The sequence below is a fragment of the Herbidospora galbida genome (genome assembly GCF_005233835.1).
Taxonomy (GTDB): Bacteria; Actinomycetota; Actinomycetes; order Streptosporangiales; family Streptosporangiaceae; genus Herbidospora; species Herbidospora galbida.
Map to the genome: position 1 here is coordinate 1 of NZ_SZQA01000062.1, position 16,235 is coordinate 16,235.

Below are 16,235 nucleotides of genomic sequence, written 5' to 3' on the forward strand. Positions count from 1 at the left end.
CCAACGGCGCGGCGCAACGACACCAAGCCCCGAGCACGACGGCCGGGCGCGCGGTCAGCGGCGCGGCGGTCCACCGCGCGGCCAGCGGCGGGGCGCAACGACGTGTCGCCCCGAACGCCACGGCGGGGCGCACGGTCACCGGCGCGGCCCTCCAGCGTGCGGCCTACGGCACCACGAACGGGCGCACGGTCCTCGGCCATCGCCGCTCCGAGGCGAATCACCGGCGCTCGATGACGCCCCGCAGACACCCTCACGGCCGGGACGGTCGCCGGCACATGCGTTTCCACTACACCGACCGCCCGGAAACGCACGACCGTCACCATGAAGGGCACCCGCGACATCACGACATGCACGGTGACCGCGCACACGGCCGGCACCACGACATGCACGACAGACGTCACGACGTGGACACCCGCCATCACGGCATGGAGGTCCGCCACCACGACATGCACGGCGGCCGCCGCCACGAGCACCCGAGCGCGCACCACCACGCCGCCCACACCGGCACGCACCACGCCCACCAGGTCGGCCATCAGCGGCACGAGCGGCAACGGCCCCGCCGCCCTGAGGTCATGAAGTTCGGCGACAAGAGCCACCAGATCCGCGCCATGAAGCAGCGCCTGCGGGAGCTCGGCTTCGACTCCGGTGTCGACGACGGTCGCTACGGCGAGACGACGCGGTACGCCGTCTGGGCCTTCCAGAAGGTCAACGGCCTGCGCATGACCAACCGCATCGACCGGGACACCATGTGGGCGCTCCGTCACCCGCGTCGCGTCAAGCCGCTGGTCCGGCCGAAGCTCACGAACCGGGTCGAGATCGACGTCCGGCGGCAGCTGCTCACCGTCTGGCGGGACGGCAAGCCCGATCTGACGACCCACATCTCGACGGGCGCGAACCGGTCGTACTGCGACAACGGGCACTGCGGCTTCGCCCGCACCCCCGTCGGCGACTTCCGGGCGGGGACGCGGGCGCCGGGATGGACGACGAGCCCGCTCGGCACGATGTTCAACTCGATCTACTTCAACGGCGGCATCGCCATGCACGGATCCTCGGAGGTACCGAAATATCCGGCCTCACACGGATGCATCCGGATTCCGATCCACACCTCAAAGATCATCTACGCCATGGTCAACTCGGGCGAACCGGTCTATGTCCGTGGCGCGCAGAGCAAGTACACCTGAGCCGCTCAGCTCTGATAAGGATCATGCTCGGCGAGGAGCCGGTCGAGTCTCGCCTGGTCGACCCGGGCCACCACGGCCGACTCCTCCTGCCGGTCGCGGATCACCTTGGCCAGCGTGAACGACGCGGTCACCAGGTAGAAGACCCCGACGGCGAAGAACGACCTGATCCAGGGGTCGACGGGCAGGTAGGCGACCCCCAGCGTGAGGGCGCCGAGCGCCAGCCCGAACGAGATGACGGACTGCGCGAAATAGGCGGATGTGGTCTTGTTTGGCACGGGCTTGTTCATGGGGCAATGCTGGAGGCCCAGCCGGGGCCGGGCCTGAGCCCCCCATCCTAAGTTACCGGTGAGTAGCACATGAGTATCCGCACCGACCTCCGCGCGTACGCCCTCACCCTGCCCGAGGCGGCCGAGGACTTCCCCTGGGACGACAGCGCGGTCGTCAAGGTGAACAAGAAGATCTTCCTGTTCCTCGGCCCTCCCGAGCCGAGCACCGGCTTCGGCGTGAAGCTGGTCGTCGCCCACGGACACGCGCTGAGCGTGCCGGGCGCCATCCCGAGCCGCTACGGCCTGGGCCGGTCGGGCTGGGTGACCGTCCCCTACGACGCCGCTCTTCCCGAGGTCGACGTGCTGCAGGACTGGGTCGAGGAGAGCTACCGGCTCGTCGCGCCGAAACGGCTCAGCAAGTTGCTCTGACCCAGATGACAACCTAATGTTGTCGATATGGAGCCATCAGAGTTACTCGCCCGCGCACGCAAACGCGCGGCCAACCCCTCTGACCCGCTGGACACCCTGGCGGCAGCCAACGAGCTGAGCCAGGAGATGACCCGCGACGCCGACGCCCTGATCGATCTGGCGGTCCGCGACGCCCGCGCCGCGGGCACCTCCTGGACGGCCATCGGCGACCGCCTCGGCGTGTCGAAGCAGGCCGCGCGTAAGCGCTTCACCCGCAACTTCACCCACCCGTTCTCGACCCGCAAGGTCCGGCGCGCGGCGGCCTGCTCGTTCTGCCGCAAGCCGCCGAACCCGCACCTGCACATGGTCTACGGCGAGGGCGGCCGGATCTGCGCCGAATGCGTCGCACTGGCCGCCGAGATCGTCGCGGACAAAGCCAAGACGCGTTAGGTGACCGTCACCCGGCGCTGGTAACGCTCGTCCTGCCAGATGCCCTTGCCGATGATCTCGGCGAGGGTGTCGGCGGCGTCGTACACGTCGACGTAGCGCAGGAAGAGCGGGGTGAACCCGAACCGCATGATGTCGGGGGCGCGGAAGTCGCCGTGCACCCCGTGGTCGAGCAGGGCCCGCATGATCGGATAGCCGTGCTCGTGCCGGAAGCTGATCTGGCTGCCGCGACCCGCCGGGTCGCGCGGGGTGGCCAGGTCGAGCCCGAGGGGCTCGGTCAGCGCGATGAACAGCTCGGTCAGCGCGACGCTCTTGGCCCGCACCGACCTGATGTCGACCTTGTCCCACAGTTCCAGCGACGCGCCGAGCGCGCTCATCGACAGGATCGGCGGGGTTCCGGCGCCGAAGCGGCGGACGCCGGTGGCGGGCCGGTAGTCGGCCTCGAAGGCGAACGGCGCGGCGTGCCCGTGCCAGCCGCACAGCACCGGCTCGGCCTCCGCCAGGTGCGCGGGCGCGCAGTAGAGATACGACGGCGCTCCGGGCCCGCCGTTCAGATATTTGTACGTGCACCCGACCGCGAAGTCGGCCGCGCCCACCTCCACGGGCAGCGCCCCGGCGCTGTGGCACAGATCCCAGATCACCAGCGCCCCGGCGGCGTGCGCCGCAGCGGTGTCGGCGGCCATGTCGCGCAGCGCGCCGGTCCGGTAGTCGACGTGCGACAGCAGCACCACGGCGACGTCGTCGTCGAGGCTGTCGGCGAGCGAACCTTCCGGACCGAAATCTCGCACGTTCAGGTCGAAGCCCGCCGCGAGCCCCTGGACGGCGTACCGATCGGTCGGAAAGCCCTCCGACTCCACCACAACGGTCCGGCGGCCCGGACGCAGCCGGACGGCCGCCGACATCACTTTGAAGATCGAGACGGACGTCGACTCTCCGGTGAGCACCGTGCCGGGCCCCGCGCCGATCAGATTGCCGATCCGGTCGCCGATCACCTCGGGCAGGTCCCACCATCCGGCGGTGTTCCAGCTCTGCCCCAGGTCACGACCCCATTCGGCGGTGACCGTGTGGGAGACCGCCTCGATCGTGCGCCGCGGCAGCGCGCCGAGCGAGTTGCCGAGCATGTAGACCACGTTCTCCGGCAGGACGAACTCCGCACGGAAACCGCGGAGGGGATCGGCGGAGTCGAGCGCGGCACAGCCGGCGCGGGTGATGCTCATGCCAGACATCATCTCCAGAAATATCCTGACTCGGCAGCCCAATGCGTCACCAAGGGTCGGCTTCCCAAGGGGCCACCTTCTGGTGACCGATTCCGGCTGAGTTCTTTGCTGCTTTTCTTCCTGACCGAAAGTGCCATGGGGCGTCCGGAACGACGGGCCCAATGGATGCCAAAAAGGACACAGTCATGTTGCTGGCGTGGGATCTATGGGGACATGTCGTCATCGCCACCCTCTTGACCATTCCGGCCGGATGGGGTGTCGCCCACCTGCTCACTCGATGGCGGGAGCGTTCCAACCACCCGGAACCTGCACGGACGGCGTACGCGGACGTCTTCATCGTGATCGGCACGGCGCCCTGGCTCTGGATGATCCTCACTCCCGGTGACCCCTCGGCTCCTGACCGGGCGGTCGGTCTGGTCCCGTTTCACGATCTTGCACAGGTTGTGACGGGCCCGGCTGCGACGGCGTTCGTGCAGGTCGGAGGCAACCTGCTGGTGTTCGCCGCACTGGGCGCGCTTTTGCCCCTCAGGTCTCAAAAGTTGGCTCGTTTGAAGATCGTCGCGGCCATCGCGGCGGCCGGATCTCTTACCGTCGAGTTACTTCAATACGGCCTGGAGCTCCACCGTGTGTCGTCAGTCGATGACATCCTGCTGAACACGACAGGTGCGGTCCTGGCTGCGGTCATGACTCAGCGTTGGTGGGCCGGGTGAATAGCGGCTAGGACCGTTCCAGGGTAATGGGCTGCACTAACCGCTGAAGATCGCCACAGGGGCCCGATCCGCTCAAATTAGGCTCGGGACCAACCATTCTCTCTGTGCGATCGTGGACAAGACGGGGCAAGTTCTCTGGAGACGCTAACCCCCCGTTGGTGACAGAGGGTGATCAAACGTGACCGAGTCCCCGGTGCATCACGAGCCCCCCATTTACCGGCGTATCGCCGACCGGCTGCGCACGCAGATCCTGTCCGGCGAACTCCGTGATGGGGAGCGGCTACCGGGCGAAAACGCCCTCATGACCGAGTACGGCATCGCCCGCGCCACCGCACGGCAGGCGCTGGCCGTACTCATCAATGAGGGCCTGGCTGTTCCGCGGCGAGGTTCGGGGGTATACGTGAGGCTGTTTCGACCCATCAGACGGCATGGGTCACGACGTCTGTCCCGTGAACAGTGGGGACAGGGGCGGGCGATCTGGGATTCCGACACCCGAGGTCGCGCTTACACCGTCGACGAGGTCCACATCGAACGGTTGCCGGCGAGCGAGGACATCGGGCGCGTCCTCGACGTCGACGAGGTGTGGATCCGCCGAAGGCGCTACAACGTGGACGGCAGGCCCGTCCAGCTGGCCGTCTCCCACTTCCCCGCCGACCTGGTGGAGGGAACCGCCATCACCCTGCCCGACACCGGCCCCGGCGGCGTGTACGCCCGCCTGGGCGACCTCGGCTACCTCCCGGCCCACTTCACCGAGGAGTTACGCGCCCGCATGCCCCAGCCCCAGGAGGCCGAGCTCCTCCATCTGCCACCGGGCAACCCGATCATCGTCGTGGTGCGCACGGCGTACACCTCGGGAGGCATACCAGTTGAGCTCAACGAGATGACACTCGACGCCGCGTCGTATGTACTCCAGTACGACTTCGATGCGTAGTTCAACTTGAAAAATCGGACGATAGGTGGACCTGTCCTCCCAGGATCTTGTCTTCTCTAGAGATGTCCCGCACCTTGAGAGGGAGACGTCAAGGAGATCGGGGTAAACCCGGGGCGGCTCGGCGAGGGAAAGGTGGGCAGATGTCCTTTGACCGGCATCTTGCCGAAATTGCCCGCGAGTATCCGGAATGGACTATCTGGCGGAGCGATGCGGGACGGTGGTGGGCAACCCGTCACCATCCCCTGAGTTCCGCACAGCGGGAGGCCGGCTGCGCGATGACCATCGACGCGGACGAGCCGGAGGGATTACGCCAGTTGTTACGGGACCAGGAGGAACGTGCCAACGCGGCGGACCCTTGACGTGTCTGTCGGGCAGCTGCCCACCGAAGCGCGGAAGCCTCCGACCCTATCGGGGGCGGAGGCTTCCGCTTTCTCGTGCACAGAGAACCACAGACCCCCGTGGGGGCGCTTTCCACTGGTGCCAGCCAACGAAGAGGCGCTCTCACGGGGCACCACACCGGCCGCCGACGAAGCCGGCCGGAGTCGAACAGCGGGTACGACCGGCAGCCGTCCCCGCTCATGAACGGCGATGGGCCCGCCGCCACCCCATAGGCGGGCCCATCTCCACTGCTTACGCGCCGCGGGCATCCATCGGAGGCAGCCCGCGTCGCAGGTCAACCGACGCGGCCGCGACGGCCGGGTCGTGATCGACGATCACGTGCTCGTCATCGGAGTCATCCTCCTCGACGGCCTGATCGACCAGCACGGCGGGACCGGCGGCGGCCGGGGAAGGCGCGGCTGCCGGCTGCGCGGCCGACGCCGGAACCTCGTCGTCCTCGACCTGCTCGACCTGCTCGACCGGGAGCTCCTCGTCGATCGACGGAGCCGGCGGCAGCACCGACGACTCCTCGATCAGCGTGCCGGCGGCCTGCTCGCGGTGCAGCAGGTCGCCCAGCACGGCGCCGATCTCGTTCAGCCGGCGCATCACCTCGGTGTGGGTGTCGGTCAGATAGACCACACGCCGGCCGGTGTGCTCGTCAAGGTAGCCCGCACGCTGCTTGGCCGAAGTCAAGGTCTGCTCCGACACCGCGTTCGCGTCGGCCACCAGCTTCTCGGCCTCCAGCGTCGCGGCGGTCACCCGCCGGTCGGCCTCGGCCCGCGCGTCCCGCAACGTCTCCTCGGCCTCGGCGTTGGCCGTCGCCACCTTCTCCTCCGCCTCGGCCCCGGCCTGCGCCAGCAGCCGCTCGGCCGACGCGGTCGCGTCGTGGATGCGCCGCTCGGCCTCTTCCTGCGCCGCCGACCTGATCGAGTCGGCCTGCTCCCGCGCCGTCGACACCACGCGGTCGGCCTCGGTCGCCGCCTGGTCGCGCATCTGCGACGCCGCGTTCTCCGAGGCCTCCTTGTTGGCGCGCGCCTCTTCGTGGGCGAGCTTGAGAATCTGGCTCAGCCGTTCGCCCAGCTCATCGGGGCTCTGCGGAGCCTCGGTCAGCTTCCGGCGGGCCTCGGCGAGCTCCAGCCGGCTCTGCTCGGCTTGGTCGATGGTACGTGCCAGACGCTCCTCAAGATCACGAATCTGGTTCCGGGTACGGATCATGTAGTCGTGCACCTGACGGCGGCTGTATCCACGCATGACGACTTCGAACGAGTCGTCGCTCATGAGGTCGGGGAAACTGTCTGTCTGGTTCGTCATGAAGAGCCTTGGGGGAGATGGCGGGAAGACGTATCAAGACACGACTTTCCTGCTATCAGCGGCGAGGCGCAACCCGAACCCCGTTATTCGGCCGAGCCTCCGGCTCGGCGGACGCGGGCGCCTTCAGCCCGCGTCTTCCCTCGTCACTCCGGTTCGCTTCGCTCTCCTGCGTTCCTCAGTCCAGACGCGGGCGCTCAATCCTCCGTGAGCCCGCGTAGGGCCGCGGCCAGCGCCGATCGCGAGGTGATCTCCAGTTTGGGGAAGATCCGGTAGAGGTGCGAGCCGACCGTCCGGTGGGACATGAAGAGCTTCTCGCCGATCTCCCGGTTGGTCATGCCGTCGGCCGCCATCTCGGCGATCTGGAGCTCCTGGGCGGTGAGGACGTCGCGGGCGTCGCCGGTTCGCCGCCGACCGCTCTCGCCGGAGGCGCGCAGCTCCTGCCAGGCCCGCTCACTCCACGGGATGACGCCGAGCGCGTCGAAGGTCTCCCTGGCCGTGCGCAGCGGCGGCCGTGATTCGGCCATACGCCGCTGGCGGCGCAGCCACTCGCCGTACGCCAGCTGCACCCGCGCCCGGGCGAAGGGCTGCCGGCGCAGGTCCGCGTCGAGGGCGGCGGCGTAGAGGGACTCGGCGGTGGCCTCGTCGGCCAGCACGGCCCTGGTGTAGCGCAGGTCGGCGTGCAGGGCGGGCGACGGGGTGAGCAGGGCCACCTCTTCCATCTCCGCCACGATCCCGGCGATCGCGGGGCCCTGGCCGCAGTGGGTCGCGGCGTCGGCGAGCTCGGCCAGGCTGTAGCAGCGGAAAGCCTCGTGGAAGGCGGGATCGGCGGGGTCGTAGATCCGGCGCAGCTGGTCGTACGCGTCGGCGTAGCGCCCCTCGCCGAGGGCGGCGAGCCCGCGCGCGTGCTGCACGGTGGCCAGCACCGGACGCGCCCCGATGTTCAGGGCCGCCTGCTCGGCCACCGCGGCGAGGCCCTCCATCCGGTCCTGGTTTCCGCGCAACGCGGCGACCACCGCGCCCGAGGCGTTGGCCATGGCGTGCATCAGCGGCAGGGACGTCTCCTGGGCCAGCCGGGCGGCCTCCTCGGCTGCGGACATCGCCACGCCGAGATCGGCCAGCCGGGCGGCGCTCCAGGCCTGCGCCCCGAGGTCGCGGCACAGGTGGCTGAGCCGGCCCTGCACGCGGAGCCGCGGCAGCGACAGGGCGCAGAACTCCTCCGACAGGTCGAAGGCGCCCACCATCAGCGCCGAACTGCCGAGCAGCCGGGCCGCCCGCCACCCGCCGGGCCGGTCGGCGGCCAGCCGGCGGAGCCGCTCGATCACCACCCGGCCGCGCTCGATCGGGGCCGCGAACGCCAGGATCGACAGCAGCCAGCTGTCGTCCTCGTCGACGGGCAGGCTTTCGGCCGCGGCCACGACGAGGTTCCGCGACTCCGCGTCGGTGTGGGCCCAGAAGCACCGCAGGGAGGCGCTCGACAGCAGCTTCAACGCCAGCTCGATCTCGCCCTCCTTCGCCACGCCCTCGGCGAGGTCGACCAGTGAGCGCACCGCCGCGCCGTCGTCGCGGACGTCCTCTTCGAAGCTCTCGCGAATCCACACGACGCGGGCGCGCTGCCGGAGCGACAGCGTCCAGGGCTCGGCCTCGGTCACCAGCCGGGTGGCGAGGTCGCGGCGGCCCGCCTCCGATCCCCATTCGGCCGCGCGGACCAGGCGTTCCCGCCGTTGGCCGGGGTCCTCGCTGAGCCGGGCGGCGCGTTCGAGGCCCTCGACGCCCGACAGCAGGTCTCCCCGCCGCCGGGCCCGGCGGGCCGCCGTCTCCAGCTCGGCCGCCATCTCCTCGTCGGGACGGTTGGTCGAGGCCGCCCGGTGCCACCGGCTGCGGTCGGGCTGGTTGGCCAGGACGTCCGCCAGGGCGGCGTGCGCCGCGTGCCGCCGGGACCGGCTCGCCTCCTGCTGGATCGCCGAGCGCATGAGCGGGTGGCAGAACCAGACCACGGTCTCGTGGACGTCGACCAGCCGGACGGCCACCGCGGGCGCGAGGTCGTCGGCCGTCACGTCCGTGCCGAGGATCAGCGCCGTGGCGTCGAGCGCCTCGCACAGCGCGGTCGCGTCGTTGACCGCGATCACCAGCAGCAGGGTCCGGGTGGCGGGCGGCAGCCCCGACATGCGGGCGGTGAAGGTCTGTTCCAGCCGGTTGGTCAGCGGGACCCGTCCGGGCTGCGGCCGCAGCGTCTCCACGGCGATCGGCAGTTCGATGAGGGCCAGCGGGTTGCCCGCCGCCTCCCGGAGCACCCGGGCGCGCGCCTCCGGCGTCAGGGCGGGGCTGCGGGCGTCGAGCAGGGCGGTGGCGGCGTCGTCGTCGAGCCGGTCGAGCACCAGCTCGGGCAGCCCCGCGACCTCCAGAGGGCTCTCCGACCCGTCGCGGAGCGCGGCCACCAGCAGGATCGGCTCGCCTTCCAGCCGCCGCGCGACGAACGCGAGCACCTCGGCGCTCGACCGGTCGAGCCAGTGCACGTCTTCGACCAGCACCAGCACGGGCGTCCGCGCGGCCGCCCCGGTCAGCAGGTTCAGCGTTCCCAGGGCGACGAGGAAGAGGTCGGGCGTCCGGGCCTCGATCAGCCCGAACGCCGCTCCCAGGGCGTCGCGCTGCGGAGCGGGCAGCTCCCCGATCTCGGTCCGGAACGACAGCAGCAGCTGGTGCAGGCCGGCGAACGGCATGTGCGTCTCGGCCTGCGCCCCGGTCGTCCGCAGGATCCGCATGCCCCGCTCGGCGGCGGTCGCGGCCGTGTCCAGCAGGAGGGCGGACTTCCCGACCCCGGCGTCGCCCCGAATCAGGATCGCCGCACCGCCTTCGCGGACACCGTCCACAAGGTCGGTGAGACGCCCCTGCTCAAACTCACGCCCGAAAAGTGCCTCTTGCGTCAGTTTTGGTGGCATATATGACTATTTTCGCTTCGGATGGGGGTCCTGTCCAACCCATGGATGACTCAGTCGGTGACGCAGTCAGGTGACGCATGCGCCCGCAACCGGCCGATTCCTAGCTTAGGGCCGCAGAACCCGTCCTTCTTTTGGAGAAACACCATGCCCAAAAGGCTTTTGCTGGCCGCCGCCGTGCTCGCCGCGATGGTCCCCGCCATGACCACGCCGGCCTCCGCCACGACCGGCCACCATGCGGCCAAGCCGACCGTCATCCTGGTCCACGGCGCGTTCGCGGACGCGTCGAGCTGGACCCAGGTCGTCGCCAAGCTCCAGGCGGCCGGCTACCCGGTGATCGCGCCCGCCAACCCCCTCCGCGACCTCAAGGGTGACTCCGACTACGTGTCGAGCGTCATCTCCACCGTCACGGGGCCGGTGATCCTGGTCGGCCACTCCTACGGCGGCTCGGTCATCAGCAGCGCCGCCAGTGGCCACACCAACGTCAAGGCGCTGGTGTACATCTCCGGGTACGCCCCCGAGGTGGGCGAGTCGGCGCTCGACCTCACCGGCAAGTTCCCGGGCAGCCAGCTGCCCACCAGCCTCCTCACCCGGGACTACCCGGGCGGCACCGACGTCTACGTCAACCCCGCCAAGTTCCGCGCCGCCGTCGCCGCCGACCTGCCCGCCCGCGACGTGGCCCTGATCGCCGCGACCCAGCGTCCGGTCTCCTACGCCGCGCTCGACGCCAAGGCCACGGTGGCGGCGTGGAAGAAGATCCCGTCGTGGTACCTCGTGTCGGGGGCCGACCAGGCCATCCCGGCCGCGGCCCAGAAGTTCATGGCCAAGCGCGCCGGATCGCACACCACCGAGGTCAAGGGCGCCTCTCACCTGGCCCTGGTCTCGCACGCGGAAGTCGCCGCCGACCTCATCACCGCGGCCGACCGCGCCACGAGGTAGTCACCTCACCAGCGTCGGGCACGTGCGTGGCGGCGGGCCTTGTCCATGTAGCGGTCAGGAGTCTCGGCGAAGGTCGCGACGTCGTCTTCGTCGAGGTCTCGAATGATCTTCGCCGGGGCTCCGGCCAGCAGAACCCCTCCGGGGAACTTCTTGCCTGGCGTGACCAGCGCTCCCGCGGCCACCAGCGTGCCCGCGCCGATGTAGGCGCCGTTCAGCAGGATCGCGCCGATGCCGATCAGGGCGCCCGTCTCGACATAAGCCCCGTGGACGACCGCCCTGTGGCCGACGCTGACCCGCGGTTCGAGGACCGCGGGAAAGCCCGGGTCGGCGTGGAGGCAGCACAGGTCCTGTACGTTGCACTGCGCGCCGACCTCGATGGACTCGTCGTCTCCCCGTAGCACGCTGCCGTACCAGACGTTCGCGTGCGTGCCGACGCGGACGCGGCCTGCCACGACCGCGCCCGGCGCGATCCACGCCGTCGGGTCGATCGACGGCAGGTCGTCGTCCAGAGCGAACACCTCAGCCAACCCAGGCCCCCGTGGTGAAGTTTCCTACATTGATCGCCATGACCGGCGCCGCCACCGCGACATACGCCATGAACGCCCATCTGTTGCGCGCCGCGGCGATGCCCACCCCGATGTAGAGCGGCCACCACAGCAACGATGCCCGCCCGACCGACATGTAGAACGAGGACATCGCCAGCAACGCGACCGCCTGGGGCGCCAGGTAGGCGAACTCGGCCCATCTCCGCCGCACCAGCTGCCACACGATCAGGACGACCAGCACCAACGCCGCGAGGATCTCTTCACGATACGACGTCGCGAGCACCGGCTCCTCCAGCGACCGGTTCCAGGTGTTGACCAGCACCTCCTGGGGGCTCACGGGATAGCGCCCCCAGTACTGCGCCTGGGCGGCGTTCCAGGCCATCCAGTCGCCGACCCGGATCTTCAGGAAGATCATGTACGCCAGCACCGGCAACCCCGGCACCGCGAGCCAGAACAGCTTCCGCCAATCGGCGCGCAGCCCCTTCTCGGAGACCAGGAACATGACCGCCAGGCCCAGCGCGAGGAACAGCCCGGTGATGCGGATGGACGACGCGAACGCCGCGCAGACGGCCGCCCACTCCCAGCGGCCCTGACGCGCCAGCAGCCAGGCCGGGATCGCCAGCGCCAGGAACGGGGCCTCGGAGTAGCCGGCCCACATGAACACCGCGAACGGCGACAGGAAGAACGCCAGCACCGTCCAGGTGCCGGTGCCCTTCTTGTACGACTCGCTCAGCCGCGACAGGAACACGGCGACCACCGCGCTCCCCACGACCGACACCAGCACGATCAGCAGGTCGTAGTTGGGCACCAGCCAGTTGAGGTTGCGCAGCAGCAGCGGCAGCCCGGGGAAGAACGCCACCAGCTTGGGCGCGTCGGTCATCCCGGGAGCGCCGTCGTAGCCGTACTGGGCGATCGTGATGAAGTTCTCGGCGTCCCAGGGCGTGAGCCGGTCGAGGAGGGGCGCCTCGGTCCGGCCGGGGGCGGCCAGCACCATGTAGACGTACGTCGCGACGTGCCAGAAGAACCAGATGCCCAGCGCCGTGAGATCGCCGGGTTGCGCGAGCCACCTCCGCCCGGTGGAGGGAGCGTCTTCCGGCTGGTCCGCGTCGGTTTTGGCCTGCTGGGTCTCCGTCACGAAGACCATCGAAGTGGAACAACAGCGGACATGCCAAGAGCTTGTGCCGCGAGTCCCCCAGCTCATAGCCATTTATCCAGCTCAGGCGGGTGAAAGTTTCACATGTTCTAGCATGTGGCTCGTGCAGTTTGACGGTTTCGCGGCCGTGGAGCAGGACGTCCGGGCGATGGTGGCCGACCCGCAGTGGTCGCTCCGCCGGATGGAGTCACGCGCCGAAGCGCTCGCCCGCCGGGGCCTGTCGGCCCACGACGGCTCGTGCTGGATCTTCGGGCTGGGCGCACGCTGGTACCGGCGCGACGCCGACGGCCAGTGGATGCTGGCGCCGCCCCCGGCCGAGCCCGGGGTGCGCAACACCTGCGTACGCGTCAATCCCGCCATCCCGTGGTGGCTGGTGCCCCAGGGGCCCGACTTCGCGGCCGACCGGGGGTCGACACAGGGGTTCGTGGGGCCCGACGTGCTGCCGGAGGTCGCCGACCGGATCAGGGCGATCCTGGCCGCACACCGGGGGCTGAGCCAAGACGACTTCCCGCTCGTCCCCGGCCCGCTCAAAGACCTGTTCGCCCCCGAGGTGACCTCGCCCGTCGCGATGGTGTGGGGCGTGGTCATGTGGTGCGCCTACGCGCCGGCCTTCGACGGCAACGAGCAGCTGCTGACCATGTTCGGCGAGTTCCTGGGCAAGCCGCTGCCGGGCGACGACTGGGTCAGGTGGCTGCCGGGGGTGCGGCTGGAGTCGTTGCTGGAGCCGTACAGGGAGAGGCTGGCCGCCGGAGCCCACGAGACGGCGCTGCGCCTGGTCGGGCTGGCTGCGGAGGTCGCGACCGTGCTGAGCGACGACCCGCGCTTCCGGCCGCGCGCCCAGGCCCTCACGGTGATGATCGAACCCCTGCTGCGGCAGCCCTGGCTCGACCACGGCCACGTCGACCAGGGGTCAGATCTGGCCAGACACTGGCTGCACCGGTTGCCACCCCATCTGACCAGTACGACCATCCACGAGACCGCCCCGAAGGACCACTTCCAGCACACCTTCTACGACCTGACCGAGGCACTGGGCTACCTGGCCGGCCGGGGCGTCGACCCGCGCCTGGCCGCCGCGAGCCTCCTCGCCTGTGACCTGTCAACGGTGGCTGACGCTCAGGTGACAGATGTCTTCCCCCTGCTCGACGACGAGGTGCGCCGGGCCGCCCGTCAGGCCCTTGACGATTCGGCCCACCCGCTGAGGGCCCTGTGGCCCGCCGACGGCGCGCTTCCCGACGTCCTGTCCCCGCCCGGCCGCGAGGCCGCCTCGGCACTGCTCGGCGCGGCCTACGCCACAGGTCTGGCATGGTCTGCCATGATCGGCAGGGCGGTGCCGGAAAGAGGATTCCCGTCGGCTTCGGCCGTCTCTGGGAAGTTGATTCACGAGCGGGACGACACGGTTCCTTCGCCGTTGCGGATGCCCGGAAGACCCGTCTCGGAGATCACCTCGGAGTGGTTGTACCACTCCTGACCGCCAGATCCCCCTTACCCCGCAAAGACCGATAAATCATCCTTTAGCAATCAGGTCCCACCCACCTTGGGAAATTGACCGAATTGTGATCGCGCTTAGCGGGAAATGGTTAGTCGAGGGGGGTCCGGCGGCGGGAATGGTCCCGATGGGCCATGTCGCCGAAACCGACGCGGACGTAACCTCGAAGAGGGTGTGGGCTGCGGAAGGAAGGACGACGCGGTGGGGCACGACGACTTGGACTCCCGGGTCCATGACCGTGTCGCGTTGGACGAAATCGCGCTCTACGCCGAGGTTCTGGAGGCCGTCAACTTCACGGATGACCGACTGACCTTGGAGGAGCTCGACAACGCGCTCGGGTTGCGGACTTCGGCGAGTCGCTGAAGCTGAAGATCATGGTCCCGGGCTTCCGAATTCGGGGGCTCGGGATCTGTTATTCCACGGGGATCAGGCGCGGGAGCGCAAACCATACATCAGATCCTGCCAGCGGGCGGCGATGGCGGTGGCGCCGCGCTGCGTGGCCGATTCGAGCGCTCCAGCGGCCAGCGTCATCCGTTTGCGCTCGTCGTCGACCAGCGACAGCAGCGCTCCCGCATAGGCCTCGATCTCCCCGGCCCCCTCGCTGACCAGCACGCTGTCGATCCCCGGCCGCACGAACTGGACCAGCCCCTTCGGGCCGTCGAAGCCCACGATGGGCACCCCCGTGCTGAGCGCCTCGTTCACGGTCATGCCGAGCACCTCGTGGCGCGACGGGACGGCCACGATCGACGCCTTGGCGAACTCGCCGGGCAGGTCGGGGGTGGTGCCCATGAAGTAGACGTGGTTGTGCAGGCTGAGCTCGGCGACCAGGGCGCGCAGCCGCTTCTCCTCAGAGCCGGCGCCGTAGAGGCGCAGCCGCCAGTCGGGCCGCTTGTCGGCGACCATCGCGAAGGCCCTGATCAGCCGGTCGAACGCCTTGTCGGCCACCCACCGGCCCCCGGCGCTGATGATCCGGTTGTCCATCCGCGACCTCGGCCACGGACCTTTGGGCAGCGGGTCGGGGATGGTGTGCACGCTGAGCTCGTCGTCGAGCAGCCGGGTCCACTCGCTCCGGCCGGCGTCGGTGCTGGTCACCACGGCGTCGAGGCGCGGGTAGTAGCGCTGGACGGGGGTCGGCACGGCCGGCCGCGTCCACTCGCGGGCGATTCTGATCACCTCGCGGGGGGCGTACCGGGCCGACTGCACGCTCAGGCTCGGCCGGGCGGTGACCAGCACATCAGACCTGGTCGCGCGCAGCGCCCGCCAGAGGGCGACCTCGGTGCGCACCTGGCCGCGCGGCAGCAGATGACGGCCGGGCCGGGCGTCGACCAGCCAGCGCAGCCTGATCGCGGGGTCGACGGGGAAGAACGGGGCGTCCCTGGTGCGCTTGACGCTGACCACCTCGACCTGGTGCCCGCTCGTCAGGGCGGCCGCGAGGTTCAGCATCGCCCGTATGTCGCCACGCATCCCGTACGCGGACGGCACCAGGAACGTGATCTTCACGCCGCGCCCACCTCGAGCCGGAGATGGTCGGCGGGCGAGAAGCTCGGCTTGATCGGGACACCGTCGATCTTCGTCGCCGGATAGTGGACGCGGCGGCGCTTGCCCTCCACGTCGTCGAGGAGCGCTCCCAAAGCCATCGGGCCGTCGACCCCGTCGACTTCGAGGGAGGGCTCCCACACCCCCTCCGAGTCGGGGGTGGCGGCCAGGACGTCGCACAGGGAGAGGGCGGCGTGAAACCGTACACCCTGGACCGTGGCCGTCGCGGTCACGGTGGCGTCACTGTGCTTCAGAGAGAGCCGGGCGCGGTGGTGCTGGTCGTCGTCTCCCAGCCCCGTGTACGCCAGCAGCCCCGTCACCTCGAACCGGCCCTCGCGGAACCAGACCGCCCGCACGTCGGCGACCGGCTCGGCATCGGCGATCTTGATGGCCAGGAAGCCGTTGCGGGTGCGGTAGGCGCGGTAGGACATGGTCCGGCGGCCGAGCGCGTAGGCGTCGAGCCGGTCGAGCGAGAAGCCCGGGTCGATGCTCTGCATGCGGGTGCGGGGGCCGCTCTGCTGGAGATAGGCGTCCCAGCGGCCGGGCGTGAGCTTCAACCCGGCCAGCGAGACGGCGACGGTGGCGTCTTTGGCGGGGCGGCCCGGGGTCCCGAGCCGCACCTTCCGTTCCGAGCCGGTGCCGCGGTGCCGGAGCACCAGATGCGTGCCCGCCTCCAGCGGATGGTCGATCGCCATCCGCAGGGAGAGCACGTCGGCAAGAGTTACTTCCGCGTCTGTGACGACCACGCCCACCGTTCAGCCCCCTCCCCGTTGATTGAGCCAACGTTGAGGTTA

17 protein-coding genes are annotated in these 16,235 nt (G+C 69.8%); 9 read left to right on the forward strand and 8 right to left on the reverse strand.

Features of this window, described 5'->3' with window-relative positions; genetic code table 11:
• Nucleotides 1–1,181, forward strand: a 1,181-nt coding sequence (locus tag FDA94_RS36400) for a L,D-transpeptidase family protein (protein ID WP_137251586.1), incomplete at its 5' end; no start/stop codon positions are given.
• A gap of 5 nt (nt 1,182–1,186) precedes the next feature.
• Here the strand turns inward: FDA94_RS36400 and FDA94_RS36405 are convergent.
• A complete protein-coding gene (locus tag FDA94_RS36405) occupies nt 1,187–1,468 on the reverse strand; it encodes a YiaA/YiaB family inner membrane protein (RefSeq protein WP_030454869.1) in 282 nt (93 codons plus the stop codon).
• Between the two features lie 69 nt (nt 1,469–1,537).
• Between FDA94_RS36405 and FDA94_RS36410 the strand changes: the two genes are divergently transcribed.
• Both FDA94_RS36410 and FDA94_RS39635 read left to right on the forward strand, forming a co-directional pair.
• Nucleotides 1,538–1,876: an MmcQ/YjbR family DNA-binding protein gene (locus FDA94_RS36410; protein WP_137251587.1), complete on the forward strand. Its 339-nt coding sequence runs from the start codon at nt 1,538–1,540 to the stop codon at nt 1,874–1,876.
• 27 nt (nt 1,877–1,903) lie between these two features.
• A complete protein-coding gene (locus FDA94_RS39635) occupies nt 1,904–2,305 on the forward strand; it encodes a ClpX C4-type zinc finger protein (RefSeq protein ID WP_170991278.1) in 402 nt (133 codons plus the stop codon).
• On the opposite strand, the gene kynU is transcribed toward FDA94_RS39635, so the two are convergent.
• A complete protein-coding gene (gene kynU, locus FDA94_RS36420; protein WP_137251588.1) occupies nt 2,302–3,519 on the reverse strand; it encodes a kynureninase in 1,218 nt (405 codons plus the stop codon). The two genes, FDA94_RS39635 and kynU, sit on opposite strands and share 4 nt — an antisense overlap.
• A 185-nt stretch (nt 3,520–3,704) precedes the next feature.
• Here kynU and FDA94_RS36425 point away from each other — a divergent pair, with 185 nt between their 5' ends.
• The 3 genes from FDA94_RS36425 to FDA94_RS36435 all read left to right on the forward strand — a co-directional run bounded on the left by FDA94_RS36425 (nt 3,705) and on the right by FDA94_RS36435 (nt 5,519).
• Nucleotides 3,705–4,229: a VanZ family protein gene (locus FDA94_RS36425; RefSeq protein ID WP_137251589.1), complete on the forward strand. Its 525-nt coding sequence runs from the start codon at nt 3,705–3,707 to the stop codon at nt 4,227–4,229.
• 178 nt (nt 4,230–4,407) lie between these two features.
• Nucleotides 4,408–5,160: a GntR family transcriptional regulator gene (locus FDA94_RS36430; protein WP_030454864.1), complete on the forward strand. Its 753-nt coding sequence runs from the start codon at nt 4,408–4,410 to the stop codon at nt 5,158–5,160.
• Nucleotides 5,161–5,300: 140 nt separating this feature from the next.
• Entirely contained in the window at nt 5,301–5,519 is a 219-nt protein-coding gene (locus FDA94_RS36435) for a hypothetical protein (protein ID WP_137251590.1), read from the forward strand.
• A 271-nt stretch (nt 5,520–5,790) separates the two neighbouring features.
• On the opposite strand, the gene FDA94_RS36440 is transcribed toward FDA94_RS36435, so the two are convergent.
• Both FDA94_RS36440 and FDA94_RS36445 read right to left on the reverse strand, forming a co-directional pair.
• The gene (locus tag FDA94_RS36440; RefSeq protein WP_212735668.1) at nt 5,791–6,849 is read right to left on the reverse strand and encodes a coiled-coil domain-containing protein; all 1,059 of its coding nucleotides are present in this window, start codon (nt 6,847–6,849) and stop codon (nt 5,791–5,793) included.
• Nucleotides 6,850–7,043: 194 nt separating this feature from the next.
• A complete protein-coding gene (locus FDA94_RS36445) occupies nt 7,044–9,785 on the reverse strand; it encodes a helix-turn-helix transcriptional regulator (protein WP_137251591.1) in 2,742 nt (913 codons plus the stop codon).
• Nucleotides 9,786–9,929: 144 nt separating this feature from the next.
• Here FDA94_RS36445 and FDA94_RS36450 point away from each other — a divergent pair, with 144 nt between their 5' ends.
• Nucleotides 9,930–10,721, forward strand: coding sequence for an alpha/beta fold hydrolase (locus FDA94_RS36450; RefSeq protein WP_137251592.1), 792 nt, complete (start codon nt 9,930–9,932; stop codon nt 10,719–10,721).
• Nucleotides 10,722–10,726: 5 nt separating this feature from the next.
• Here FDA94_RS36450 and FDA94_RS36455 read toward each other — a convergent pair whose 3' ends face one another.
• Entirely contained in the window at nt 10,727–11,239 is a 513-nt protein-coding gene (locus FDA94_RS36455; RefSeq protein ID WP_246060348.1) for a gamma carbonic anhydrase family protein, read from the reverse strand.
• Between the two features lies 1 nt (nt 11,240).
• Complete coding sequence (locus tag FDA94_RS36460; RefSeq protein WP_170991279.1) at nt 11,241–12,401, reverse strand: mannosyltransferase family protein; 1,161 nt, start codon at nt 12,399–12,401, stop codon at nt 11,241–11,243.
• A gap of 121 nt (nt 12,402–12,522) precedes the next feature.
• Between FDA94_RS36460 and FDA94_RS36465 the strand changes: the two genes are divergently transcribed.
• Both FDA94_RS36465 and FDA94_RS39640 read left to right on the forward strand, forming a co-directional pair.
• Nucleotides 12,523–13,887 carry a hypothetical protein gene (locus FDA94_RS36465; RefSeq protein WP_212735669.1) on the forward strand — a complete coding sequence of 455 codons (1,365 nt, stop codon included), beginning with the start codon at nt 12,523–12,525 and terminating at the stop codon, nt 13,885–13,887.
• Nucleotides 13,888–14,106: 219 nt separating this feature from the next.
• Complete coding sequence (locus FDA94_RS39640) at nt 14,107–14,268, forward strand: hypothetical protein (protein ID WP_169806330.1); 162 nt, start codon at nt 14,107–14,109, stop codon at nt 14,266–14,268.
• Between the two features lie 63 nt (nt 14,269–14,331).
• On the opposite strand, the gene FDA94_RS36470 is transcribed toward FDA94_RS39640, so the two are convergent.
• Nucleotides 14,332–15,405, reverse strand: coding sequence for a glycosyltransferase (locus FDA94_RS36470; protein ID WP_137251594.1), 1,074 nt, complete (start codon nt 15,403–15,405; stop codon nt 14,332–14,334).
• Nucleotides 15,402–16,151 carry a hypothetical protein gene (locus FDA94_RS36475; protein WP_231515563.1) on the reverse strand — a complete coding sequence of 250 codons (750 nt, stop codon included), beginning with the start codon at nt 16,149–16,151 and terminating at the stop codon, nt 15,402–15,404. The genes FDA94_RS36470 and FDA94_RS36475 overlap by 4 nt, the downstream gene beginning before the upstream one ends.
• Nucleotides 16,152–16,235 lie beyond the last annotated feature (84 nt).